We start from the raw sequence: 24,460 nt of genomic DNA, 5'->3' as shown, positions 1-24,460 counted from the left end.
ATCAATACGCCAGAGGAGTTAAAGCATTTGGAGGAAACCTTCGTATGAGTCTTTCACCAAACAAACGATCCTATTCTCCTAACCTCATCACTACATGTTGATGAAGCACGAAAAGCGATTGCCAAGCTCGTCGATGAGCTCATCAAGACATCAGCATCCAATGATGGCGTTTCTGAGATTGAAACAGTCTCTTTAGATCAAGCAATCAATCGCATTCTGGCTACAGACCTACTTTCGCCGATAGACGTTCCTGCAGCAGATAACTCTGCCATGGACGGCTTTGCATTTAATGGCAAGTGCCTTGAAACAAAAGACAGTGGAATCGCCCTGGCGGGTAAGCCTTATGAAGGCAGCATCGGCCCTGGTGAATGCCTCAAAATCATGACTGGCGCCCTCATGCCAGCTGGTTGCGATACCGTCATTCCTCAGGAGCTCGTCAGCACACAAGACCAGCACAGTATTACATTTCAGCAAAACCAATTAAAGCCGGGCAATAACCGTCGCTTGCGTGGCGAAGATCTACAAAAGGGAAAGCCCGCGATTGCTGCGGGTCGTTTATTGCGTCCCTCTGATATTGGTTTAGCAGCATCATTGGGAATTGCAACACTGCCAGTAAAACGCAAACTCAGGGTTGTCATCCTGTCATCAGGAGATGAGCTTTGTGCCCTCGGTCAACCTTTGGTGTCTGGCAGTATTTATGACAGCAATCGCTATAGCCTCACCGGACTGCTCAACCGTCTCAATATGGAGATTGTGGATTGCGGCATCGTGCGTGATGACCCTTCCTCGCTGAAAGCAGCATTTATTGATGCCTCAACTAAAGCAGATGTATTGATTTCTTCTGGCGGCGTGTCTGTCGGAGAAGCCGACTTCACCAAGCAAATCATGCAAGAACTAGGAGACGTAGGCTTCTGGAAGATTGCGATGCGTCCAGGACGGCCCATGGCCTTTGGGACACTCAAAGCAGTGCCTGGAAAATCCTGCTCAACTTTATTCTTTGGCTTGCCGGGTAACCCGGTTGCCGTAATGGTCACCTTCTATCAATTTGTGCGCGCCGCCCTTTTGCAACTCAACGGGGCCAGCCAAACAGAGCCCACTCTAATGCAGGCCATCTCGGTAGAGCCTATTCGGAAAAAAGCTGGGCGTACAGAGTTTCAGCGCGCCATCTTGGGGCGCAATGCGGAAGGCAGGCCAACGGTCAAAATTACTGGCAGCCAAGGAGCGGGCATTTTGCGCTCAATGAGTGAGGCGAACTGCTTTGTCATTCTGGGCCATGACCAAGAAAATATTGCCGCTGGAGACTGGGTGGATATAGCGCTTTTTGATGGACTGCTTTAAGATTGCGTCATTATGAAACTTAGCAAAAAAGAACTTGTATTTCTAGATCCAGCACACACTGCCAAAACCTTAGTATTGGTTTACCTCTGCTTCTCCGTTCCAATCGTTTTATTGGCGCTGTTTGTTGCCTTTATTCGTGACGGTGCAATCCCTGGCTTTACAGTGCTCTCCGCTTTAATTCTGAATGCCTTACTAGGTTTTGGCCTGTTGTGGATTGCTTGCGAGGTTTACAACTGGGTAGCCGGGAAATTCGGTGGCATTGAATTAGCCCTGCGCGATCTCCCCGAAGAAATCGACGCTGAGTAAATTCGCAAACTTCAATCAATAAAGCCGAGCATGACTCGGCTTTATTTTTTATCTGTCGAACTAACTTGATTAAGTCTTTAGCGCTTCAGCATTGATTAAGCTCGGCGGCTTTTTGCCATCTAATGCAGCACGTAAGTTTTCTATAGCCAAATCCACCATAGATAGCCCTACGAGTCTTTTCTGTTGCGCTAGCAATATGTGGAGCCAGAACAACATTGCTCAATTGGAGCAATTCCGGATGAACCGAAGGCTCACCTTCAAATACATCGAGACCAGCAGCAAAAATCTTCTTTTCTTTCAGTGCTTGCGCCAAAGCCGCATCATCCACAATACCCCCGCGAGCAATGTTTATGAGGGTTGCAGTGGGTTTCATAAGTGCGATTTCTGCTGCACCAATGGTGTGATGACTCTGTGCTGTGTATGGCAGAACCAAAACGACATGATCAGCAGTACGCAGCAACTCTTCCTTGGAAACATACATTGCGCCACAAGCATTTTCATCAGCATCTGATAGATGGCTACGGTTGTGATAAATCACATTCATGCCAATGATGCCAACAGTGATGCAAATCCATACCCAATGGGTTGTTCACAATCGACCACTTATCCCATTTGCCCGCCCTTACCCAATGCTCAGACTCTGTAATGCGGCGCGCAGTAGCCATTAGCAATGCAAAACCAAAGTCAGCAGTTGTGTCGGTCAATACGTCTGGCGTATTGGTTGCCATCACACCAGCTGCGGTAATGGCAGGTACATCAAAATTGTTATAGCCCACAGAGATATTGGCCACCACCTTTAAATCTTTTGCATTGGCCAAAGCCTCAGGGAAAATAGCCCTAGCTACAAGAATTTTGGGCTTTTGGCTGCCAGTTTGCGGGGTAACTTGTGTATTCATAAGGGGAACTTTACCTCAAGTAAATTAACCCTTTAGCCTGAAAATTAGGCTAATTCGGCTAAAATTGAGGTTTTACAACTTAGCAAGCTCGAATTTAGGGTCCTTAAAATAAAACCGCTATGACTTACGTTGTTACCGAATCCTGCATCCGCTGCAAATACACTGACTGCGTTGACGTTTGCCCAGTTGACTGCTTCCGCGAAGGCCCTAACTTTCTCGTAATCGATCCAGACGAATGTATTGATTGTGCAGTTTGCGTTCCAGAGTGCCCGGTAAATGCAATTTATGCAGAAGATGATGTTCCTGGCGATCAACAGGCATTTATCAAGCTCAATGCTGATCTATCGCCTTCTTGGAAGTCCATCACCAAATCTAAATCCGCTCTACCTGAAGCCGAAGAATGGAAAGACGTTAAAAATAAACTGGATCAGTTAGTAAAGTAAGAGCCTTTATCAGTCGATGCAAGACCTATTGCATCGATCTTAATAGCCCCGTTAAAGTTTTGAACTAGGTCTTTAGAAATCTAAATAAGCCAATACATCTATGCGCCAATATCACGATCTCATGAAAGAAGTCCTAGCTAAGGGCGTCAATAAATCCGATAGAACTGGTACTGGTACCGTCTCAGTGTTTGGCCATCAAATGCGCTTTAACTTGGCAGATGGTTTCCCGATGGTGACGACCAAGAAGCTACACCTTAAATCGATCATTTACGAATTACTCTGGTTTCTCAAAGGCAGCACTGATAACAACTGGCTTAAAGATCGCGGCGTATCCATTTGGAATGAATGGGCTGCCCCAGACGGCGATTTAGGCCCAATCTATGGCTATCAATGGCGCTCTTGGCCAGCCCCAAACGGGAAGCACATCGACCAAATCTCCGAAGTCGTTGAGACCATCAAGAAAAATCCAGACTCACGTCGCATCATTGTTTCCGCCTGGAACGTTGCTGATATAACTCGCATGGCTTTGGCTCCATGCCACGCCTTCTTTCAGTTTTATGTGGCTGATGGCAAATTGTCATGCCAGCTCTATCAGCGTAGTGCTGATATTTTCTTGGGCGTTCCTTTTAATATCGCTAGCTATGCATTGCTTACCCATATGATGGCGCAACAGTGCAACTTAGAGGTGGGCGATTTTATTTGGACCGGTGGTGATTGCCACTTGTATAGCAACCATCTCGAACAAATCGATCTCCAGCTTTCTAGAGACTTCTTCCCGTTGCCTAAGTTGAATATTTTGCGTAAGCCTGACTCGATTTTTGACTATGAGTTCGAAGATTTTGAGATTGTTGGCTATGAATCACATCCCCACATCAAGGCTCCTGTAGCCATTTAAGAACAACGCCATGACTCAGCCTGCCATCTCCATGATCGTTGCGCGTTCGCGCAATCACGTAATCGGTCGTGATAACCAGATGCCCTGGAAGATCTCAGCGGATTTGCAATTCTTTAAGCGCGTTACGATGGGCCACCCTGTCATCATGGGCCGCAAGACTTGGGAATCCATTGGCCGCCCTTTGCCAGGACGTCGCAATATCGTCGTAACTCGCAATAAAGATCTTGAGCTTACAGGCGCTGAGGTTGTGCACTCTCTAGATGAAGCTCTCAACTCTCTAAATGAATTTCCACGTGTATTCGTGATTGGCGGAGAGCAGCTTTTTAAACAAACCTTTGATAAAGCCGATCGCCTCTACATCACTGAAATTGATATGGATGTCGATGGTGGTGACACCTTCTTTGAGGTTCCAAATGAATCAGAGTGGAAGGCCGTTGAACGCACCCCAGGATCAGAAGGCGACATTACTTTTAACTTTGTAACGCTAGAAGAGCGAAAATAAAGTACCGCATAAGATTCAACTGAAATGTTGAATCAATGAATAAGGGCTCCTAGGAGCCCTTATTTTTTACTGCACAATAATCTTGGAGTCTTTTGCAATTTGAGATAAAAACTCGAGCTGCTTTCTTTGCGTCATACCAGCACGAATCGCTGGTTTAGCCTGCTCAAAGGTTGGCGGCTTACTAGATTTTTTATCTTCCAGCTTGATCAAATACCAAGCCTGTTGAACCTGAATAGGGGCTTGTGATACCTGACCTTTAGCTAGATTCATCAATACCGCACCGATTTGCGGGCCGACCTGTCCAGGCTGAACCCAACCAACTGCTCCACCCTGAGCTTTATTAGGGGTCAAAGAAGCACTCTTAGCGACCTTATCAAAAGCTTCGCCCTTTTTAATTCTGTTTAAAGCAGCTTGGGCATCCGCCTCGCTTGCTACAGCAATATCACTGATCTTGTATTCCACAATCGCGCCCTGTGGCCCAAGCGAAGCAATTTCTTTGTTGTATTCAGCTTGTACATCGGCATCGGAAATTGGATTCTTGGCCATGTATGTAGAAAGCTCAAGATCGGCCAAATAATTTTGACGAATGAGTGCCAACTGACTGTTTGCCTTTTCCGAATTCGCTAAGCCATCCTTTTCAGCCTGCTGGGACAAGAGGAATACTTCGATAAATTTTTGCACTACAGCCTTGTGCAGCTCAGGAGAATCTTTCTGACCCTGAGATAGCGCCATCTTAATTCCCTGCTCCACCATGTTATTAGTAATGATGGCTCCATTTACGGATGCGGCCGCATTAAGCGGCAAACCACTTTGCTGTGCATAGAGGGGGCGGCAGTAAATGCGCCCGACAAAATCGCTCCAGCAAGCATGCTGATCATTTTTGGCTTAAGGAAGGAAATCAAGGGTTTCATGAATAAAGTCTTTCTAAAAAGTAGACCCAATAGTAACAGGAGAGGGTCGTCAGCAAGCCCTAGCCACAGTAGAATAAAAACATGTGTGTTCAATACCTCACCACGGCCAACATTGATTGGGTCAAAAATCATTTTGACCTTGATCTTCCCGTTGCCGCCGCTCACGATGTATTTCCAACCTATCCTGGGGCCATTGTGCTGAAGAGCCACAATACTGGCCGTACTGCTATCGGCCTGGCTCGATTTGGCTTAATTCCATCCTGGGCAAAAGACGAAGAGTTTGGTCGAAAAACCTTCTTATAGAAACGCATGGTCAAAGCGTCATTACGCTCTGACTTTAGCCGATACGTTTTATGAACCCAACTATGAAACAGGTAAAGCGGTACGAACGGGAATCAAACAATCGAATGGTGAACCTATGGCGATTGCATCCATATGGGACACCTGGACAGAACCCGAAACCGGTGAATTGATCGTGTCATTTTCAATGTTAACTATTGATGCTAGCGAACATCCGATCATGAAACGTTTTCATAAACTAGAAGACGAAAAGCGCACCATACATAGTGCCAATGAGGCCTGAGTTATTTAGCGATTGGTTAAACGCAAGCCCAGATACCGCTCATTCCTTACTGCAGCTCAGTTCGATTCCAGATCTCGAAATTGCTTAAGTCAGCTTTATATAAGCTCTCGACTTAAAAACTGATAGCAGGGCTCGAAGGCTGATAGGGTTCCGCTGACTCAGTCTCGAGTGCCTCAGCCTCATCCTCACCTTCAGGGTTGTTGTAAAACTTAGAATCTAAAGTGGGTTTTTGTCTTAAGTTCATCTCCTGGGCATTTGGCGCAACTGGACCAAAAGGGCCTTCTACCGGCGATATCAGCTGATGATTAAACTCATTAATTTGCTGCGCTGAATACGGAGAAAAGGTCTGCATGCCTTGATTTACTGGGGTTTGAGCCAGCACTGAAGCACTCAACAAGAAAGGGGCGCTACACAAACTTAAATAGAGTGATTTCATCAATTCATTGTAGGTGAATATTGAAACAGAGCTCAATACCAATGCATTACCGTCTATTCAGCATGTAATTTTTATATTAATTACAATATTCACATGAAATTTTTTAGATCACTTGCTTTTGCCTCGATGGCCCTGCCGTTTACTGCGCTGGCAATTGATTTACAACCGAATGATATCGTATGCCCCCATACCAGGTAAAAATCATGCAATGATCAGTTATCTCAATACTGATAACAGCACGTTCTACAGAAATGGCTCAGTAGTCTCAACAGGCCCCTACAAGAGCCCAGATATCAGCACTCAAAGTGCAATTCTGCGTTTGCTCACATACTATTCTGTGAGCGACCTACCAGCAGTATCGTATTTACAACTGCCTTATGGAACTATCAAACCAGCAGGCTCTCTTGCCGGATACCCAACAGATACCGGCATTGGTGATTTAACTTTTGCTACAGCCATCTGGCCATACTCTGATCGAGTTAATCGTAGATATTTGGGTATTGCCGGTTACCTTACCGCACCAACCGGAAGCTATAACAGCCAACAACCCTTCAATACCGGAGAAAATCGCTATAAATCTGATATTCAGATGGGCTATCAACAGCCCATTATTGGAAGCTTAGATGGCATGATTGCGGTCGATACGATGTGGTTCGGCGGCAATAGTCAGTGCGCTGCAGCCTGCCTCTCTGCAACCAACACCTCTCTTACACAAAAATCGCTGACAACTACGCAACTTGGCCCCATCTACAAGTTCAACCAGACATACACCGTTGGCGCATCGTATTTCTATGTAGCTGGTGGCGCTACAACGATTGGCAATACCTATCAAAATAATGTAGTTCAATACTCAAAGATTTTTATTGAGCGCGTTGGCCTACTACCCCTTTGGCCGTATCAGCCTTCAATACGGTCGCGATATGGAAATCAAAAATGGTTTTGTAGAAACACGTCGCTTCATCATGCGCTACACCACAGAGTTTTAAATCTTAAAACTCAAAACTCAAAACTCAAAACCTACTTTTTACGACTTCGGTTTTATTCTGTTTTGTAGAAACGCTTTGATCATTGGCAAACGATAAAGCAGCAATACCAAAATCACTGCACCATAAAATCATCACAACACCCTCATCATTCTTTCCGGCCTTATGCCACCGGTAGTGAACAATGGCAGTACAAGCAATGAGATAAATGAGTTTATGTAATAAAGCCCAGCGCCTCCCCAATAGACGAACCGCCCACTGATTGGAGGTGAGATCCAGCGGAATAAGCAGAACAAACGACAAAAAACCCATAGTAATAAAGGGGCGCTTAATAACGTCTGCCCACATCGCACTACACTAATGTCTAGATCCTGATCAAGCCAAAACCAAATTGAAAAATGAATACAGGCATAGAAGAAGCTAAATAGTCCCAGCATCCGTCGCACCTTAATCCAAGATGTCGATCCACTGAACACTCGCAGCGGTGTCATTGCCAAGGTAATGCACAAAAATACTAAAGCCCATGTTCCAGTAGAGCGCGTAATGAATTCGATAGGATTGGCGCCAAGACCATCATTCGTGCCAAACCAAAATAGACGCATTAGCGGTATCAGGCCAGCAACAAAAATAGCGCTCTTAAACAATTTCATAAGCCATATTAGATGATCAAAACAATCTCAAAGCAATAAAAAAGCCGCATCAGCGGCCTTTTTATTTTTCCAAGTAAAGCCTTGGCAAAACTTTCGCTAAAGTTAAACCCTCCTTACTTAGCGGGAAGTTTCGAACTGGCCTTCCAATCGCAGCAGAAACCGCATTTGCCACAGCAAGACCCACAACGCAGATAGTAGGCTCACCTACCCCGCCCCAGAAGTCATAGGTAGGCACCAGAACAGTTTCAATTCTAGGGGTTGCTGAAAGCTTGAGGAGTGGATAAGTATCCAGATTCTGCTGCCTGATGCGGCCTTTTTCGACTGAAATCTCAGGCAAGAAAATAGCGCCCAAAGCCATTGCAACAGAGCCTTCAATTTGTTCACGCGTTAAGTATGGATTAACGACATGTCCAGAATTGAGGGCGAATACTAAACGGGTGACTTTTTCATAGAAGCCTTGAAGCTGACGCTCATCCTTGCCATCTTTAATGTTCTGTGGCGCTAATGTGGCATTAATCGATTGGCCCGCAACTTTAATATGCATACCTGTGTTAGATTGCCTGAACCATCTATACCGGCAGTCATTTTCGCCATCGCAATCGGGTGATAGTAATCATGAGTCATGTCTTCCTCACGACTCCAGATAGCCTTCACAGGAACTCCCGGAAATTTTTGCGCCACTTTGGCAGCAAAAGTCGTGAAGTCTTGTGTTGATCCGCGACGCCCTAATCCGCAACCAGAATCTAATTTGTAAACTTCACAATTGGCTAGCGGGAACCCAGTGGCTTCTGATAGCGCTGCAAGTGAGCCCTCGCCATTTTGAGTTGGTACCCAAGCTTCTGCGCGATCACCAGTGATCTTTACGGCGGCATTCATCGGCTCCATCGTGACGTGTGCGCGATATGGCGTGTAATAAATGGCCTCGACCTTTTTGGCAGAACTATTAATTGCCTGAGGTGCATCGCCGACTTTGCGTTGCCAAAAGTCTCCTTGCTCATCTAAGCCTTCACGCAACATCTTATCGATACCATCTTGCGAGACGCCAGCAGCTTTACCTTCATCCCAAACAATTGGTAAAGCCTTTAATGCGTTATTGGCATGCCACCAGGTATCAGCCACGACAGCTAGAGTGCTGTCATTAATTTTGACAACCCCCTTAACTCCGCGCATATTTTGGATCTTGGCTTCGTCATAACTCACCAGTTTGCCGCCAAATACAGGGCATGCCTTTATAGATGCACAAACCATTCCAGGGAGCTGTAGATCCAAGCCGTATACCTTAGCACCATTTACCTTATTGGCAGTATCAAGACGTGCGTAAGGCTGCCCAGCAACCTTCCAATCTCGAGGATTGCGTAAGGTAATCGACTTAGGATCAGGCGGCGTTAAGGTGGATGCCAATTCAGCAACTTTGCCGTATGTAGTTTTACGCCCTGTTGGAATATGTGTGATAACGCCCTTATCCACTTTTAGCTCACCTACAGAGACCTTCCACTGATCGGCAGCCGCTTGAAGCAACATGATGCGAGCAGCGGCAGCACCGCGACGCACATAGTCCTCGGAGATTCGAATGCCACGGCTACCGCCTGTGCCATGCTCACCCCAAACACGTTTACGCGCCAAACTTTGCCCAGGGGTTGCAGACTGAGTTTTGACTTTTTTCCAGTTGCACTCAAGCTCTTCAGTCACTAGCTGAGCTAAACCGGTACGAGTGCCCTGACCCATCTCTGAACACGCTATACGGATATATACCGTGTTATCCGGCTTAATGCTGACCCAAGCATTGACTTCGGCCTCACCATATTGAGTTGGAGTATTCGGATCGTATGCAACGCCGGCTTGCGCAAGCGCATCTGGTATAGCGCCAATGCCCAATACCAAGCATCGTGCCTTTGATAATAAATTCGCGGCGGGAAGTATTTTCTAATGTCATATTCTTCTCCTTATCCGCGAGTCGCTAGACTTGCGTCGTATTGCGCCAGAACATCTGCCAATTTCTTTTGACCGGATGCAACACGAATGCCATCCCGAATCTTTTGATATGTACCGCAGCGACAAAGATTGCCCATAGCGCTATCAATATCCGCATCAGTTGGTTTAGGATTTCTCTTTAGGAGTGCAGCAGCTGCCATTACTTGTCCTGACTGGCAATATCCACACTGAGGAACATCCAGCGCAATCCAAGCTTGCTGTACAGGATGCGTATTATTTTTAGAGAGCGCTTCAATCGTTGTGATTTTTGCATTTGCGACGGCTGATACCGGAATGGAGCATGAACGCACTGGTTCGCCATTCAAATAAACAGTACAAGCGCCGCATTGAGCAACACCACAACCGTACTTAGTACCCGTTAAGCCAACCACCTCACGTATTGCCCACAACAAGGGCATATCCGGCTCCACATCAATATCGTGGACTTTTCCATTTACATTGAGTTTCATACTGTCTCCTATAGTTTTATTTTCAAATCACTATAAATCATTATTGGCTTTTTGCAGGCGCACATTTTTTCACCCTGCTTTTGATCCCTTGAGCCCAATGGACCAGTATCTAGCTAAGGCGGTCCGGGCGGGAATCATTTATTCCTATCGAATTTGGTCGTAATTTGCTATTCTGAAGCCTCAATTAAGGATATATATGACCGAAGAGAATCAAACCCAAAACGACGAAGATTTTGACTATGGGTGTGAATGTGCAATGACCTTGCTCAATGAGCCCACTGAAGATCGTTTGAATGACTTAATTGATGAGCTTGATGAAGATGGCATGATTTCTACTGAAGTAGTCTACGGTCTATTAGCCACGATCCTCATGAGCATGAACGAGGAAGATCACGAAGGTGACGAGCACTAATTACTAATAATTGACTTGCTCGACAAATTGATTCATTGCCTGAGCCATCTCAATATCAAGCTGAGTCAGTCCGCCAGCAGAATGCGTTGTTAAGCGCACCATCACCCGACTCCAAGAATTTGACCAGTCGGGATGATGGTCAATCTCTTGGGCATATTGGGCGCTAAGCGTCATGAATTGAAAAGCCTGGTCAAAGTCTTTAAATACAAACTCGCGCTGGATAATCTTGCGCTCAACATCCTGCACCCATAAAAGTGCGCCGCCCACAAAATCAAAATCGACAGGCAACGAAGCGTTATTCATTTAAGCGGCAACACTTTGAGATGGTTGCTTTAAATCTTCTGGGTATAGCCAGCGCCACTGGCCCTCAGCCAAATCTGCAGGCATGATGTAAGCACCAATTTCAACTCGATGTAATTTGGCAACATGATTACCCACGGCAGCCATCATGCGCTTGACCTGATGATAGCGACCTTCAACGATGCTCATCGCCAATACGTTCTCAGAAATCAACTTACAAGCAGTGGCGTAGCAAGGCTTAGGATCATCGTCCAACACTACTCCGTTGAGTAGGTGGTCTATTTGGCCTTGAGTGATTGGATCAGGTGTAGTGATTTCATAAACCTTACCGATATTTTTCTTTGGGGTAGTCATCTTATGAATGAACTGACCATCATCAGAAATTAATAATAGACCGGTAGTGTCATAGTCTAGACGTCCAACGCATTGCAGCCCTCGCTCTACAAAAGGACTGGGTAAGAGGCTATAGACGCTAGGATGATGTGTAGTCTTATGCGAGCACTCATAGTTAGGCGGCTTATTAAAGGCAATGTAAGCCTTTTCGTGATATTCCCAATCCTTACCCTCAACATTTAGCATTAAACCTTCAGTAGGAATGCGCTGCTCAGGATCCTCCGCCTGCACCCCGTTCACTTTAACGAGGTCAGCGTATACCAAACCACTGCAATAGCGACGTGTACCAAAGCCTTGGCTAAAGAGGATTTTTTCTAAAGAAATGGGGTTTGCCATATGCTGCAGAGAATACTACAGGGCACCCCCGATTTTCTAGCAGTTGATATCATTAGATATTGCCCTCACACCTATCTATTGACATGCTTTCAGCCCCACAACCCCGCTCACCACTTCATACAAGAGAAATTACCTTTCAGGGGTATGCAAGGGAGGATGGACTTTGGGATATTGAAGGTCATCTAAAAGACTTCAAATCAAACCCCTTTGTTACGAGCGCTAAAACCTGGCAGCCTGGTGAGGCGTTTCATGACATGTGGGTGCGCGTCACAGTAAATAGCGATCTGGTTGTACAAGACATTGAAGCAGTCATGGATGGACACCCACATGCCGAATGCACCGCCGCCGTTCCCCCTATGAAATCTCTCATTGATTGGTGCAAAGCTTGAAAAAGGCTGGCGAAAAACGATTGATATGAATTTAGGTGGAATCAAAGGCTGCACTCACTTGCGAGAACTTCTCAACAGTCTAGCGACAGCAGCCTTTCAATCCATTCCAGGCGCATTCTTTGACCCAGAAGGCAAAGAGCCTCCTAAATATTTGGGCACCTGCAAATCTTGGGACTTTGATGGACCCGTTGTGATGCGAGTCTATCCCCAGTTTTATCAATGGAAAAAGCCTGGAGTTTAAAACTCTCCGCGATGCACGTTAAATGCATTGAATGCTTGCTGCACTGGCATCACCTCAAGCACATTGATATTCATACGGCTCGGCAAAGTAGCTGACCAATAGATTGTTTCTGCAACATCGTCAGCACTCAAAGCCTTCACACCGGTATAAACCTTCTCCGCTTTCTCATCATCACCCTTAAAGCGAACGTTTGAGAACTCTGTTCCAGCGCACATACCAGGCTCAATACAAGTGACTCGCACTGAAGTCCCAATCAAGTCAGCGCGTAAATTCAAACTAAACTGCTTTACAAATGCCTTAGTACCACCATAGACATTTCCACCTGGGTAGGGGTAATTTGCAGCCACAGATCCCAAATTAATCACGTGCCCACATTTGCGCTCAACCATTCCCGGTAAAAAAGCGCGGCTCATGTGTACCAAGCCTTTGATATTGGTATCAATCATTTGATCCCAATCACTCAAGTACGCTTTATGCGCAGGCTCTAAGCCTAATGCCAGGCCAGCATTATTCACGAGCACAGTAACCTTCGAAAACTCAGCGGGCAAAGCGGCAGCCAGAGCGTCCACCTTGGCGCTATCACAAACATCTACCACCATGGTGAGGAGTTTTTTCTGTTGATCAGCAGGCAATGAGTTTTTCAATGCCTCTAAGCGCTCTAATCTTCTGCCAACAGCAATGACTTTATGACCATTAGCCAAAAAACGTCTTGCGGTTGCTTCACCAAAGCTCTTGGCAACCATTCGGCAAACTCTTCAATACTCATATTTAGAATTTTGGCCGAACTAATTAATGCAGGCGTCTGAGCAATCCACTCATTGATTAATGATAATTCTTGATTGCGCCACTCCAATAGCCGGTATTTCAATAAAACCTTTGCACCATGCCTAGCGTTACGATCAAGATCTGAGGCCAAATAATCCAATCGAGAGCGCGCTGTAGATAAAGATTTTTCAACATCCGCAAAAGGTTTGCCATGACCAGGAATCACCAGATTGATCGACAGCGATTCAATTAAGTCTAGAGTTTGCGCCACTTCTTCAAATCCAGGCTCACCCCACAGCTCCGGGAAAATGACACCAAATCCTTCTTCCCATAAGGCATCAGCTGAAATCAAGATCTCATGCTCTGGCTGGTAAAACATCACCGAATGCGGGTCATGACCAGGGGCCGCCAAGATATCCCATCGATATCGACCCAACTGTATCTGCTGCCCTGGGACCAATACATTGTGATGCGCAAACCGGGGACACTCTTGCCCAAGGTTTTCATAGCTGAGTAAATTCATATCCCATGTCTTGACAGCCAAGGCTTCGGCAGCCGGAATATAGATCTCACAATCAAACGCTTTTTCTAGAGCAGCATTACCACCACAGTGATCTGAATGGAGATGAGTGTTAACTACTTTATTTAGCTGACCTAACCCATTTTTTTCTAATGCATGTCTAACTAAAGATAAAGTAAGATTCTGATGAGCATGAAAACCGCTGTCCACCAAAGACACATCAGCGTCACCATAATGCAGGATGTTATTAGCTGATAGCCAGCCTCTCTCAAAAACTTCAATACCTGGCGGCAATAGATGTGCAGTCACGATTTTCTTATTTCTGTTATTTCGATACAGCTTGAGTGGTCATCTCTAGTTTGCGCACGTCAAACTGCTGCGCCTGCAAACGTTGCAGCAAATCGTCATAGACTTTCTTGTCCAACTGAGGGGTTCTAGATAGAGCCCATAAATATTCTCGGCGTGGATCGCTGACGGCGGCAACTTGATACTGCGGGTCCAGGTCAATCACTCAGTAATCCCCCCACACCATGGGCAAGAAAGAAAGCCATGCGGGTGCAAAGCGTACCTCCAACTTAGGGGAGTCTTTTGCGCCAAGCTGGCGTGCTGTACCTTCAGCATCAGACATGCTGCCATCGGCCGTTTTACAGCTATTGAGCACTTTCAGATTTCCATCCGGCCTAACTGAATACACGGCCTTTATATTCCCGACGCACTTTTTCTGAAACCAGTTCGGAAACTTGGCTATTTCATACCACGTACCTAAATATCGTGGAACATCCAAAGATGAAATGGTTTTAACTGCTTCATCTGACTGGCCATAGGCAGTCAAAGAAATAAAGCAGAAAATGCCGGCAAATACTGCGGAATAAAGTTTGGTCATCACTCAATCATACTTAATAGTATTTCTTGAGATCCATTCCCGCATACATGCCTGCTACTTGGTCGGCATACCCATTAAACATTTGGGTTTTGATCTTGGGTGCAAATACGCCCTTACCATCACCAATCCGACGTTCCGATGCCTGGCTCCAGCGCGGATGATCAACCTGGGGGTTTACGTTGGAATAAAAGCCATATTCCCGTGCATCAAATTGACTCCAACTCGTTTTAGGCATCTCTTCAGTAAATCGGATTTTGACAATCGATTTAGCACTCTTAAAGCCATACTTCCATGGCACCACAATACGCACCGGGGCTCCGTTTTGTTTTGGTAGGGTTTCACCATACATACCAAATGTCAGTAGAGTCAAAGGATTCATAGCCTCGTCCATTCGCAAGCCCTCACGATAAGGCCAATCAATAATATTGCTCTTTACCCCCGGCATTTGTTTACGATCTGCCAAGGAAATAAATTCGACGAACTTTGCAGATCCCAACGGCTCGACTTTATTGATCAGCTTCGATAAAGAAAATCCATCCCAAGGAATGACCATCGACCAACCCTCAACACAACGCATTCTGTAAATGCGCTCTTCCATTGGCGCTAGCTTGAGCAATGCGTCCATATCAAGAGTGACAGGCTTCTTTACTAAGCCCTCAATTGAAATAGACCATGGCTTTATTTGTAGGGTGTGTGCATTTGCAGCGGGGTCTGCTTTATCCGTTCCAAACTCATAAAAGTTGTTATACGTGGTGGCGTATTTATAGGGGGTAGTTTCATCTGCGGCGGAATACGTAGCATTGAGTTGTACATTCAGCTTTTCAGGATTAGCCGCAAGCGCCTCTCTAGAAAACCAAGGCGCCAGGGCCCTACCAAAGCTACCTGCAGCGGCAGCCTTAATCAAGGAGCGGCGATTTTCAAAAACTGCTTGAGGGGTAATATCACTCGGAAGGATGGTTCTATCAATAAAACGCATATCTCACCTCAATGAATGTAATGAGGCTATTTTGCTACTGATACTGTTTTATTGCTGAAGACGCCTAAAGAAGTATTAGCGCTCGGTTTCGCGCATCTTATTCATCAGGGCCATACTATGCTTATCCATGCCCCCACCATTTGCGCTAGTGCTGGATAGTCTCGAGTCAGCGTTTCGCCACCATAAAAACGCAATAGCCACTCAGGATAACTGCGCTCTGCAATCTCACGAATTTCTAAGAGCTCAACGCGATGATGACGTTTATCGTCCTGAATACGTTTCCAGACCTTCATGATGCTGGCGCGCTCGCCTTCGATGATTTGACCAAACTGCTGGTTGTCATACAGAAGGATGCCGGTAATACCATTTTTCTGATTGAAAGCACGCGCCAACTCTAGAAGTCGCATCAAACCTAGAAAAGACATATCCGAGACTGCTTCGCTCAGATAACTCAATTCAACCAGGTCTTTTGGCTTTGGCATAACTCAAGAATGGGTAATAGAGAAACGATTAATAAGAATTACAAATTAAAAAGGCAAACCCGAAAGTTTGCCTTTGAATTTTAGGACTAATTTAGAAAATTAGTACTTATGGGTTCTACCTATTAAGCACGCATCGCCTTCAAAGCTGCATTAAAGGTAGCGCTTGGACGCATCACCGCTTTGCACTTTTCTGGGTCAGCAACAAAGTAACCACCGATATCCGCCGGCTTGCCTTGAACTGCTTTTAATTCGGCGGTAATTTTCGCCTCATTTTCAGCTAAAGATTTAGCTAAAGGCGCAAAGTAGGCCTGGAGCTCTTTATCTTCAGTTTGCGCTGCCAATGCTTCAGCCCAGTACATGGCCAAGTAGAACTGACTACCGCGGTTATCCAACTCACCAGTACGTGGAGAAGGTGACTTATTGTTATCCAACAATTTGCCAGTAGCCTCATCGAGAGTACGTGCCAAGATCTTCACTTTAGGATTGCCAGTCTTATCACCAATATCTTCTAGAGATACAGCTAAAGCCAAGAACTCACCGAGTGAATCCCAACGCAAGTGGTTTTCTTCCACTAACTGTTGAACGTGCTTAGGAGCAGAACCGCCAGCACCAGTTTCAAAGAGGCCGCCACCAGCCATCAAAGGCACGATGGAAAGCATCTTAGCGCTAGTACCTAATTCCATAATTGGGAACAAGTCCGTGAGGTAATCACGCAAGATGTTGCCAGTAACAGAAATTGTGTCCTTACCGCGAATAACGCGCTCTAATGTGTAACGCATTGCACGAGTCTGAGACATGATCTGAATGTCTACACCCTTGAGATCGTAGTCTTTGAGGTAAGTATTTACCTTCTTGATCAATTCAGCTTCGTGTGGACGGTGCTCGTCTAACCAGAATACTGCTGGAGTATTGGAGAGGCGTGCACGATTCACGGCCAATTTCACCCAGTCACGAATCGGGGCATCTTTACATTGGCACATACGCCAGATATCACCCTCTTCTACATTTTGCTCGATCAATACAGTGCCGTCGTCAGCAACGATACGTGCCACGCCAGCTTCTGGGATCTCGAATGTCTTGTCATGTGAGCCGTACTCTTCAGCCTGTTGAGCCATCAAACCCACGTTAGGCACTGTGCCCATCGTTGTTGGATCAAAGTTGCCATGTGTCTTACAGAAATTAATCATTTCTTGATAGATGCGGGCAAAAGTACTTTCTGGAATCACAGCTTTGGTGTCGTGCAAACGACCATCCGCACCCCACATCTTGCCACCGACACGAATCATTGCTGGCATAGAAGCATCAATGATCACATCGCTTGGAGAATGCAAGTTGGTAATACCTTTAGCAGAGTCAACCATTGCCAAAGCCGGACGATGCTCATGACATGCGTGCAGATCTTGAATGATTTCTTCGCGCTTAGATTCTGGCAAAGTCTTGATCTTTTCGTATAGGCTGCTCATACCGTTATTGGCATTCACACCCAACTCTTCAAACAACTTAGCATGCTTTGCAAAAGCGTCTTTGTAGAAAATCTTTACAGCATGACCAAACACGATTGGGTGAGATACCTTCATCATGGTTGCCTTCACGTGCAAGGACAACATCATGCCAGTCTTATAAGCATCTTCGATTTCTTTTTCATAGAACTCGCAAAGTGCCTTTTTGCTCATGTACATGCTGTCGATAATTTCGCCAGCCAACAGAGGGGTCTTTGCCTTGAGAACAATAGTCTTACCGCTTTTGGTTACCAAGTCCATGGCCACATTACACGCCTTAGTCATGGTTATTGACTTCTCGCTAGAGTAGAAGTCGCCGCCATGCATGTGGGATACGTGCGTACGGGAAGCTTGGCTCCACTCACCCATAGAGTGAGGATTTTTGCGAGCGTAACGCTTAACAGCGGGCGGTGCACGACGGTCAGAGTTACCTTCGCGCAATACTGGGTTTACAGAGCTACCTAGGCACTTGGAATAACGAGTGCGGATCGATTTTTCTTCGTCTGTTTTTGGATCTTCTGGGAAATTCGGGATCTTGTAGCCCTTAGATTGCAACTCTTTAATAGCTGCAAGCAATTGAGGGACGGAGGCACTAATGTTCGGCAACTTAATAATGTTGGTATCAGGCAATAAAGTCATCTTGCCAAGTTCAGCCAAGTTATCGGGAACTTTTTGCTCTGCAGTGAGGCAGTCAGCGAATTCAGCCAAGATACGAGCAGCAACAGAAATGTCGCTCTTCACAATCTCTACTCCAGCAGGTGCTGTGAAAGTGCGGATAATCGGCAGAAAAGCACAAGTCGCCAAAAGTGGCGCTTCATCTGTCAGCGTGTAGATAATCTTTGATTTCTCTGAAGCCATTAAAGTTTCCTCAATATTGATAAATTTTCAGAGTCAGGTTTTTACCCAACTCTCTCATATTCCACATTTCGCAAGCCGCTTTTAGCGGGCACTTTCACTTTCACTTTGCCAACGAGGCGAGTCCTACATTTTAAATCATCGGCATTGGCAAAAATGGGGCTTTGCACCTCAAACTGCCCCATAAAGCCTCAATTTAAGGGAATCCACCGAGGCAACCAAAAGAGTAAATACACCTTAAACTGGGTTCCATGCCCAGCAGACACCCCCTACTTAACCGAAACCTCGTTTTACTCATTATTTGCCAGGGCTTATTCCTCACCAATAACGTCACTTTTATTGCAATTAATGGGCTTGTTGGGTTCAGTCTCGCCCCCGTAGGGTGGATGGCAACCCTGCCCGTCATGGGATATGTCATTGGGGGAGCCTTTTCAACCTCGATTGTTGTCAAATCTCAAAATCGCTTTGGTCGCAAGATCTCCTTTCAACTCGGTCTACTGGTGGCCATGCTGTCCGCCCTCTTCTGCGCCTATGCCGCCATTAGCAGGAACTTTTGGCTCCTGGTGATGGGCCGCTTTTATTGCGGGCTACTACAGCGCCAATGGGCAGCTGTACCGCTTTGCTGCCGCAGAACTTACCGAGGTAAGCCAGCGTGACAAAGCAGTGTCCTGGGTTCTTGCTGGAGGAATATTGGGAGCAGTCATTGGGCCCAACCTAGCCTCCTGGACCAAAGATTTGTTTGACACCGCATTCTTAGGGGCCTATCTCACGCTATCAATTGCCGGCTTCATGGGTATCTTCGTGATGCAGTGCATTCACTTCCCAGAAGAATTCAAAACCCAGCACGCCCTTTCAGATGGTCGCCCACTCAAAACCATCTTGAGGCAACCCGTCTTTATGGTTGCAGTGATTGGAGCTGCCCTTGGATACGGAGTAATGAACTTGCTGATGGCAGCCACTCCTCTAGCGATGCAAATTTGCGGACTACCCTTTTCTGATACCGCCCTCGTTTTAGAGTGGCATGTGATTGGCATGTTTGCTCCAGGATTTTTTACGGGCTCCTTAATTCAGCGCTTTGGCACACTCAAAATTATGGGTGTAGGAGTCGCCCTAAACTTTCTTTGCATCTTGATTGTGCTTACCGGCACAGATCTCCATCAATTTTTCATTGCACTGTTTTTACTAGGCGTTGGTTGGAACTTTTTATTTACAGGTTCAACATCGCTAGCAATGACAGCATACAAACCCAATGAGCGCGATAAGGCCCAGGCGGCCATCAACTTTTTTGTCTTTGGCACGGATGGCGCCTTTACCTCTTTTAGTTCCGGCGCCCTGATCACCTCACAGGGATGGAACATCCTCAATTTGGGATCTATAGCGCCCGTCATAGTTACCGCATTAGCCTTAATTTGGCTTTCTGGAAAAACCAAACAACAGCATTCTCACTAACTGGCAATGGCGGGTCAGGAAGCCTTTGCCGGCGGCAAATTAAATAAGAGGTTTTGGGGCTTTAACTTCAACAGCTTTTGCTCATTCATCGCAATCGCCATATAGACAGGCTTACCCTCCTGAAACTTGGCTACAGCAGCCTGATCCACAAAGTCGAGACGAAATAAGCAAATAATCTTTTCCAGCTCATCAGCCTCTACAGTCTCTTTGTTATAAAGCTTGTTCAATATTTCTGTTGCCACTACATCCAAGCCTACATGCCAAGACCATTTAGGGTCGGTAATTTGCTGCATTGGGGTAATGCGCACGGCAATCCCCAAAAAATGTTTTAACCATTTCTCAAGGACACGACAAAAATGATTAATGGGTTCATGTCCAAAATTGAGTTGCACCGCAAACTCGAAGTCTTCGTTGCGCGCCCAATACTCATCGGCATTATCTTCATGAAGGACATCTAGATCAGCGGAGCGCATCGCCATCGATTTACCCTTAAGTAAATCCATAATGTTTCCAGTATCCCCAGTCTGCGCATTGCGTGTGACAGTCTCATCGTCTGCAGCCATCACAATACCCTCTTCAATCACGCTAATCTTTTGTGATCTAAAAAAGATCTCCCCCATACGAACATCCATTGGGTGTGCTTCATCCCCAAGAATATGTCTTACGAAGATTTGGGCCAGCTGCGCTACAAATAAGGGGGCACATCAACACCATCACCCTTAAATAGGCTCATATAAAAACCTTCCAATGAGCTTGCAGCAAGCAGGCGCGCCCTGTAACGGAACCAAATTCGATAATTCTCCCGAATATCCTCATCTGCCATGGCGTCAATTACACCTTCGGTGATATCGGCACGAGGATCATCCAGTAAGCGCTGATGCAAGGCTCGCTCAGCATCGCAAGATTCAGCAACCAACTCTATAGCTCCGGCCTATGCAAGTAGGTGCGCAAAAAGTCATCTGTAACCAACAATTGGTTGTCTGGACTGGTATTTAAGGTTTTATACGCAGAATTGGGCCAGTAATTTGTCATGCACGCCCCTAAGTAAAGCTCACCTGATGAATTAATAAGGCTCAGAATATACTAGCCAGTCAATTTGTGTGAAATAGAAAAACATCATGAGTGAACTCAAAAAAATCGATACCGTTGTTGGTGAAGGCAAAGAAGCTGCTGCAGGAAATCACGTGGACGTTCATTACACGGGTTGGCTCTTTGACGAGAATGCCTCTGATAACAAGGGTCAAAAATTTGACAGCTCATTAGATCGCGGTCAACTCTTTAGCTTTCCTTTGGGCGCTGGACATGTGATCAAAGGCTGGGATGAAGGTGTGGCTGGTATGAAAATCGGCGGTAAACAAACGCACTCTCATCATTCCATCCGAAATGGGCTATGGTCCGCGTGGCGCTGGTGGCGTTATCCCTCCAAATGCAACTCTGGTATTTGATGTGGAATTACACGGCGTAAACTAATCTCATCAACTGAGTTAGCCGCCACAGTAAACAAAAGGCCACCCTAGGGTGGCCTTTGCTTTATGCAGCTCGATAGATTAGATTATGAGCGCAAATCTTTGCCGTTCAAAGTCAAACGATTGGGTGAGCGATTTTGGCATAAGCTGATCAAACGATTTCTTTCGGCCATCACCTTATCAGCGTAGCCGCCATCATCCTCGGCATTTGCAGCACCAACGTAATACTTCAAGCCATTGCGCAAAGAACCAGCTGTTGCAATGAGGTATTTCAAGATATAGGCGCCAACACGAATATTGACCTCTGGTTTAGATGCCTCTGATGTTCCGCCAAAAAGAGCGTACTTGTCTTTATGCGCTGAAGTCATAACCTGCATGAGGCCTTCAGCACCAGCATGACTCTTGGTGTTTGGATTGAAGTTTGACTCCACTGAAATCACCGCCAACAACAGCACTGGATCAATATTCACTTCTTTGGCAATCAAGATTGTGTTGGAAACATATTCTTCAATCTTGGCGCGATCTAAGCTGTATTTCTTTTCGAAGAAGTCGGCAACTGCGCGTTGATTCTGAATTGAGCCCATCAAGTTGCTATCCAAAGCCTGGGGATCAATCTTCGAAGAAGGAATGCGATCAGACAAATGGGAAATTGATTTGACTTGTAGCTGCGCTACGGAAGGCATTAGCAAGGCTACTGTTTGCTGTTTAGCGCTGACAAAGCCAGAGTTGCCTGCAGTCTTGGACTTGCTATAGATCACCGCTGCGATTTCAGTATCGGAAACTTGCGCTGCAGAAACCTCAGTTGAATCTCTATATTGGTTGAGCATGCCAAAGCCATTGCTCCACACCATGTGACGAGCTTCATCAGGAACTAGGATGCGCGCCAAATCAAAAGCGCCGGCATTCGCACCGTTACCTGAAAGCCAAAGCCCAACAACCATAAATACGGTGACAACGAGTAAGCCATTAATAACTCGGTAGACCGGAGCCATGGCATGCGCTAGCTGCTCTTTCGCAGCCAAGATGCTTGGTTGCGTATTCTGCTGATCACTCAAATTGTTAGATAAACATTTACTCATTCATTTTTTGCGAGACCCCATTAAAAAACCGATAAGCTGATTTATGCTGCATCGCAATATGTAAAAAACATGGGTCATCCTAAAAAGGTTTTTATATCAAGTCAAGAATAAAGAACCTACTTTCGATAACTTATTGATCTAGAAATACAGGATATCCCGAATGACTGTTCTCATATATCGATTAAATATAATTAAATCAGTGACTTATAGAAGTTAGGAGGCGCTAATTTCATACTATAAAAAATTGTCTGAATTCAGACTTTTTTTCAATTTAGGGGAAAAATCGCACCCAAAAACCATACGTCTAGTGTTTCTGGACAGCCCATTTTCTACCGGTAGTACACGGCCAGGTTTTGCTGCAAGGCATTATTTAACAGAGAATTTCCTGAAAACACCTCACCGATTAGCCGGATCAGAGATCAGAATTTGCCTCAACATCACTAGCTCCGGAGCTAATCAAGAACGTAAAGTCCGGCAATCAACGACAACACACCCTACACTTAGAACCCATGAAATTCCTTCGCAGCCTTTTTACCGTTTTAGTTCTTTCGGCGCCTTTAACCTCCTTAAGCGCGCAGGCTGCCTTTGAGGACTGCAAAGACCTCTTCCCAGACCAGAAGGTTCCAGTTGCCACCCAAGTAGGGCGAGACTTGTGTTTTGATAGCTTTGCAATCTACTACTCGCCTCTAGATAAGAAGCCTATCTATACCGTGGAGAAGTTAAACAAAGAACAGCTTTCTGCACCACACCCTCGCAGAAGCAACCAGTTTTACGAAGAAGCTAGACTTCCCTTCTCCGAAAGAGCCTTGCTCGCAGACTACCGTGGCAGCGGCTACGATCGCGGCCACAATGCTCCTGCAGGCGATATGAGTAATGAGCGTTCCATGGCTCAATCATTCTCATTGGCCAACATGATGCCTCAGGCAAGACAAAACAATCAGGGCATCTGGGCAAAGAATGTTGAGGCGCCAACGAGAGCCTATGTCAAAAGAGCGCCTGGCGATATCTATATCTTTACCGGGTCAACCGGAAATAGCGGAAGCATTGGAAAGGGTCGAGTCACCATCCCAAGCTATTTATATAAATTGGTCTATGACCCTAGCAAGAAAACAGCATGGGCTTACTGGATAGAAAATACAAATGAAGCCAGAATGACTCCGCCAATTACATATCAAGAGCTTGTGCAAAAAACGGGTATCGATTTTCAACTACTCATTACTGGGCGACGCTCACCCTATCAACCTAGAAATCACGCCAGTAAAGGCTCAGAAGGCATTGGTAGGCGGATGGTATCCAGTATTTTTTGATGATTACTCACCCAGCAAGCTCAATGAAATCGTTGCTCGCATCAAGGAAGGTAAAGTGGCGAGCATTCAAATTCAATATGATCGCAATAGCGAGTTGGCCAAAAAGCTAGCAGCGCAGATAGAAACCCAAACCAGCATGTCTGCCAGCCTGCTGCAAAGCAGCCCTCCAGACTCAACAACTGTGAGTTACGAACGAAACCAGGTCACGGCGATCATTCGCTCAAAATAACGCTCAAAGTAATTTTGATTTAGCTTGCAGTCCGTGCGCCCTTTGAATGGGCGCCAAAAGTCCACGCAAGCCATTGTGATCTAGCGTGTGCATCAACTCCAACAACTGACCTAGCTCGCTTTTTGGAAACCCCTCGCGCGCAAACCACGCTAAATAATTTCCCGGCAAATCAGCCAACGCACGTCCAGCGCGCTTGCCAAACGGCATCTTCATAAGTACGAGTTTTTCGAGGGCTTCTGCATTCATCTAGCGGAAATCTTACAAGCAAAGTTAGTAAACCTTACAAATTCCGCCATTTATAGGGCAATGGGCATTTTCACAAATGAGAATGGTTCTCATTTCATATGCTATATTGAGAACCATTCTCAATTAGACATTTTTATAACCCACTACCCCACCAATATGAAAATCACCATTAAAAGACTTTTCGCCTTCAGCCTTTTTCTTATTACCGCCCTTCACTTTTCTTTCGCCCATGCTGGCGAAGGTGCTTTT

Annotated in this window: 27 protein-coding genes and 6 pseudogenes; 14 read left to right on the top strand and 19 right to left on the bottom strand. The window is 45.8% G+C overall.

Going from position 1 to position 24,460, the window contains the following annotated elements:
• Positions 1 to 72: 72 nt before the first annotated feature.
• Together moeA and DXE27_RS05365 are read left to right on the top strand one after the other, a co-directional pair.
• Positions 73 to 1,338, top strand: coding sequence for a molybdopterin molybdotransferase MoeA (gene moeA / locus DXE27_RS05370; RefSeq protein WP_128113203.1), 1,266 nt, complete (start codon positions 73 to 75; stop codon positions 1,336 to 1,338).
• A 12-nt stretch (positions 1,339 to 1,350) separates the two neighbouring features.
• Complete coding sequence (locus DXE27_RS05365; protein WP_128113202.1) at positions 1,351 to 1,644, top strand: hypothetical protein; 294 nt, start codon at positions 1,351 to 1,353, stop codon at positions 1,642 to 1,644.
• A gap of 69 nt (positions 1,645 to 1,713) precedes the next feature.
• On the opposite strand, the pseudogene DXE27_RS05360 reads toward DXE27_RS05365, so the two are convergent.
• A pseudogene (locus tag DXE27_RS05360) lies at positions 1,714 to 2,540 on the bottom strand (2-hydroxyacid dehydrogenase).
• A 119-nt stretch (positions 2,541 to 2,659) separates the two neighbouring features.
• Here DXE27_RS05360 and fdxA point away from each other — a divergent pair.
• The 3 genes from fdxA (at position 2,660) to DXE27_RS05345 (ending at position 4,380) form a co-directional block, all read left to right on the top strand.
• A complete protein-coding gene (fdxA, locus tag DXE27_RS05355) occupies positions 2,660 to 2,983 on the top strand; it encodes a ferredoxin FdxA (RefSeq protein WP_128113201.1) in 324 nt (107 codons plus the stop codon).
• A 100-nt stretch (positions 2,984 to 3,083) separates the two neighbouring features.
• On the top strand, positions 3,084 to 3,878 hold the full coding sequence (locus DXE27_RS05350; RefSeq protein ID WP_128113200.1) for a thymidylate synthase: 795 nt from the start codon (positions 3,084 to 3,086) through the stop codon (positions 3,876 to 3,878).
• 10 nt (positions 3,879 to 3,888) lie between these two features.
• Positions 3,889 to 4,380, top strand: coding sequence for a dihydrofolate reductase (locus tag DXE27_RS05345; protein ID WP_128113199.1), 492 nt, complete (start codon positions 3,889 to 3,891; stop codon positions 4,378 to 4,380).
• 66 nt (positions 4,381 to 4,446) lie between these two features.
• Here DXE27_RS05345 and DXE27_RS05340 read toward each other — a convergent pair whose 3' ends face one another.
• The gene (locus DXE27_RS05340; protein WP_231969678.1) at positions 4,447 to 5,112 is read right to left on the bottom strand and encodes a peptidylprolyl isomerase; all 666 of its coding nucleotides are present in this window, start codon (positions 5,110 to 5,112) and stop codon (positions 4,447 to 4,449) included.
• A gap of 44 nt (positions 5,113 to 5,156) precedes the next feature.
• A complete protein-coding gene (locus tag DXE27_RS10045; protein ID WP_269459803.1) occupies positions 5,157 to 5,291 on the bottom strand; it encodes a hypothetical protein in 135 nt (44 codons plus the stop codon).
• 81 nt (positions 5,292 to 5,372) lie between these two features.
• Between DXE27_RS10045 and DXE27_RS10435 the strand changes: the two are divergent.
• Positions 5,373 to 5,874 (top strand): annotated as a pseudogene (locus DXE27_RS10435) (SOS response-associated peptidase family protein).
• 112 nt (positions 5,875 to 5,986) lie between these two features.
• Here the strand turns inward: DXE27_RS10435 and DXE27_RS05325 are convergent.
• Complete coding sequence (locus DXE27_RS05325) at positions 5,987 to 6,310, bottom strand: hypothetical protein (protein ID WP_231969677.1); 324 nt, start codon at positions 6,308 to 6,310, stop codon at positions 5,987 to 5,989.
• A 208-nt stretch (positions 6,311 to 6,518) separates the two neighbouring features.
• Here DXE27_RS05325 and DXE27_RS05320 point away from each other — a divergent pair, with 208 nt between their 5' ends.
• Positions 6,519 to 7,364 carry a transporter gene (locus tag DXE27_RS05320; RefSeq protein ID WP_172457112.1) on the top strand — a complete coding sequence of 282 codons (846 nt, stop codon included), beginning with the start codon at positions 6,519 to 6,521 and terminating at the stop codon, positions 7,362 to 7,364.
• Here the strand turns inward: DXE27_RS05320 and DXE27_RS09675 are convergent.
• The 4 genes from DXE27_RS09675 to DXE27_RS05305 form a co-directional block, all read right to left on the bottom strand.
• A complete protein-coding gene (locus DXE27_RS09675; protein ID WP_231969676.1) occupies positions 7,321 to 7,641 on the bottom strand; it encodes a ferric reductase-like transmembrane domain-containing protein in 321 nt (106 codons plus the stop codon). The genes DXE27_RS05320 and DXE27_RS09675 overlap by 44 nt on opposite strands.
• Positions 7,642 to 8,004: 363 nt before the next feature.
• Positions 8,005 to 8,487: a molybdopterin cofactor-binding domain-containing protein gene (locus DXE27_RS09155; protein ID WP_197712319.1), complete on the bottom strand. Its 483-nt coding sequence runs from the start codon at positions 8,485 to 8,487 to the stop codon at positions 8,005 to 8,007.
• Complete coding sequence (locus tag DXE27_RS05310) at positions 8,445 to 9,824, bottom strand: molybdopterin cofactor-binding domain-containing protein (protein ID WP_197712318.1); 1,380 nt, start codon at positions 9,822 to 9,824, stop codon at positions 8,445 to 8,447. Before DXE27_RS05310 ends, DXE27_RS09155 begins: the two co-directional genes overlap by 43 nt.
• A gap of 62 nt (positions 9,825 to 9,886) precedes the next feature.
• The gene (locus DXE27_RS05305) at positions 9,887 to 10,384 is read right to left on the bottom strand and encodes a (2Fe-2S)-binding protein (protein WP_128113195.1); all 498 of its coding nucleotides are present in this window, start codon (positions 10,382 to 10,384) and stop codon (positions 9,887 to 9,889) included.
• A 196-nt stretch (positions 10,385 to 10,580) separates the two neighbouring features.
• Here DXE27_RS05305 and DXE27_RS05300 point away from each other — a divergent pair, with 196 nt between their 5' ends.
• Positions 10,581 to 10,796 carry a hypothetical protein gene (locus DXE27_RS05300; RefSeq protein WP_128113194.1) on the top strand — a complete coding sequence of 72 codons (216 nt, stop codon included), beginning with the start codon at positions 10,581 to 10,583 and terminating at the stop codon, positions 10,794 to 10,796.
• A gap of 3 nt (positions 10,797 to 10,799) precedes the next feature.
• On the opposite strand, the gene DXE27_RS05295 is transcribed toward DXE27_RS05300, so the two are convergent.
• A complete protein-coding gene (locus DXE27_RS05295; RefSeq protein ID WP_128113193.1) occupies positions 10,800 to 11,099 on the bottom strand; it encodes a 4a-hydroxytetrahydrobiopterin dehydratase in 300 nt (99 codons plus the stop codon).
• Positions 11,100 to 11,825, bottom strand: coding sequence for a pseudouridine synthase (locus DXE27_RS05290; RefSeq protein ID WP_128113192.1), 726 nt, complete (start codon positions 11,823 to 11,825; stop codon positions 11,100 to 11,102).
• 59 nt (positions 11,826 to 11,884) lie between these two features.
• Here DXE27_RS05290 and DXE27_RS10240 point away from each other — a divergent pair, with 59 nt between their 5' ends.
• Positions 11,885 to 12,214 (top strand): DUF2889 domain-containing protein, encoded by a 330-nt coding sequence (locus tag DXE27_RS10240; RefSeq protein WP_331852058.1) that lies wholly within the window; start codon positions 11,885 to 11,887, stop codon positions 12,212 to 12,214.
• Positions 12,195 to 12,455 carry a DUF2889 domain-containing protein gene (locus tag DXE27_RS10235; protein ID WP_331852057.1) on the top strand — a complete coding sequence of 87 codons (261 nt, stop codon included), beginning with the start codon at positions 12,195 to 12,197 and terminating at the stop codon, positions 12,453 to 12,455. The genes DXE27_RS10240 and DXE27_RS10235 overlap by 20 nt, the downstream gene beginning before the upstream one ends.
• Here DXE27_RS10235 and DXE27_RS05280 read toward each other — a convergent pair.
• The 6 genes and pseudogenes from DXE27_RS05280 to DXE27_RS05255 all read right to left on the bottom strand — a co-directional run bounded on the left by DXE27_RS05280 (position 12,452) and on the right by DXE27_RS05255 (position 18,438).
• Positions 12,452 to 13,198: an SDR family NAD(P)-dependent oxidoreductase gene (locus tag DXE27_RS05280; RefSeq protein ID WP_128113191.1), complete on the bottom strand. Its 747-nt coding sequence runs from the start codon at positions 13,196 to 13,198 to the stop codon at positions 12,452 to 12,454. The two genes, DXE27_RS10235 and DXE27_RS05280, sit on opposite strands and share 4 nt — an antisense overlap.
• On the bottom strand, positions 13,114 to 14,049 hold the full coding sequence (locus DXE27_RS05275) for an MBL fold metallo-hydrolase (RefSeq protein WP_231969675.1): 936 nt from the start codon (positions 14,047 to 14,049) through the stop codon (positions 13,114 to 13,116). The genes DXE27_RS05280 and DXE27_RS05275 overlap by 85 nt, the downstream gene beginning before the upstream one ends.
• 16 nt (positions 14,050 to 14,065) lie before the next feature.
• A pseudogene (locus tag DXE27_RS05270) lies at positions 14,066 to 14,623 on the bottom strand (lipocalin family protein).
• Between the two features lie 13 nt (positions 14,624 to 14,636).
• Entirely contained in the window at positions 14,637 to 15,599 is a 963-nt protein-coding gene (msrP, locus tag DXE27_RS05265) for a protein-methionine-sulfoxide reductase catalytic subunit MsrP (RefSeq protein ID WP_128113189.1), read from the bottom strand.
• Between the two features lie 104 nt (positions 15,600 to 15,703).
• On the bottom strand, positions 15,704 to 16,081 hold the full coding sequence (locus tag DXE27_RS05260; RefSeq protein WP_231969674.1) for a BLUF domain-containing protein: 378 nt from the start codon (positions 16,079 to 16,081) through the stop codon (positions 15,704 to 15,706).
• A 122-nt stretch (positions 16,082 to 16,203) separates the two neighbouring features.
• On the bottom strand, positions 16,204 to 18,438 hold the full coding sequence (locus DXE27_RS05255) for an NADP-dependent isocitrate dehydrogenase (RefSeq protein ID WP_128113188.1): 2,235 nt from the start codon (positions 18,436 to 18,438) through the stop codon (positions 16,204 to 16,206).
• A 248-nt stretch (positions 18,439 to 18,686) separates the two neighbouring features.
• On the opposite strand from DXE27_RS05255, the pseudogene DXE27_RS05250 reads away from it, so the two are divergent.
• Positions 18,687 to 19,884 (top strand): annotated as a pseudogene (locus tag DXE27_RS05250) (MFS transporter).
• A 14-nt stretch (positions 19,885 to 19,898) separates the two neighbouring features.
• Here the strand turns inward: DXE27_RS05250 and DXE27_RS09150 are convergent.
• Positions 19,899 to 20,767: pseudogene (locus DXE27_RS09150) on the bottom strand (DUF6352 family protein).
• A gap of 235 nt (positions 20,768 to 21,002) precedes the next feature.
• Here DXE27_RS09150 and DXE27_RS05240 point away from each other — a divergent pair.
• Positions 21,003 to 21,354, top strand: a pseudogene (locus tag DXE27_RS05240) (FKBP-type peptidyl-prolyl cis-trans isomerase).
• Positions 21,355 to 21,436: 82 nt separating this feature from the next.
• On the opposite strand, the gene DXE27_RS05235 reads toward DXE27_RS05240, so the two are convergent.
• Positions 21,437 to 22,429, bottom strand: coding sequence for a transglycosylase SLT domain-containing protein (locus DXE27_RS05235; RefSeq protein WP_128113187.1), 993 nt, complete (start codon positions 22,427 to 22,429; stop codon positions 21,437 to 21,439).
• A 509-nt stretch (positions 22,430 to 22,938) separates the two neighbouring features.
• Here DXE27_RS05235 and DXE27_RS05230 point away from each other — a divergent pair.
• Together DXE27_RS05230 and DXE27_RS09670 are read left to right on the top strand one after the other, a co-directional pair.
• Complete coding sequence (locus tag DXE27_RS05230) at positions 22,939 to 23,736, top strand: DNA/RNA non-specific endonuclease (protein ID WP_231969673.1); 798 nt, start codon at positions 22,939 to 22,941, stop codon at positions 23,734 to 23,736.
• Positions 23,705 to 23,965, top strand: coding sequence for a hypothetical protein (locus DXE27_RS09670; protein ID WP_231969672.1), 261 nt, complete (start codon positions 23,705 to 23,707; stop codon positions 23,963 to 23,965). The genes DXE27_RS05230 and DXE27_RS09670 overlap by 32 nt, the downstream gene beginning before the upstream one ends.
• 3 nt (positions 23,966 to 23,968) lie before the next feature.
• Here DXE27_RS09670 and DXE27_RS05225 read toward each other — a convergent pair whose 3' ends face one another.
• The gene (locus DXE27_RS05225; RefSeq protein ID WP_128113186.1) at positions 23,969 to 24,211 is read right to left on the bottom strand and encodes a DUF3820 family protein; all 243 of its coding nucleotides are present in this window, start codon (positions 24,209 to 24,211) and stop codon (positions 23,969 to 23,971) included.
• Positions 24,212 to 24,460: the final 249 nt, after the last annotated feature.

It is taken from the genome of Polynucleobacter necessarius (assembly GCF_900096755.1).
In the GTDB taxonomy this organism is placed as follows: domain Bacteria; phylum Pseudomonadota; class Gammaproteobacteria; order Burkholderiales; family Burkholderiaceae; genus Polynucleobacter; species Polynucleobacter necessarius_K.
The sequence above is the reverse complement of the archived record's forward strand: the minus strand, read 5'-3'. Positions and strand labels throughout refer to the sequence as shown.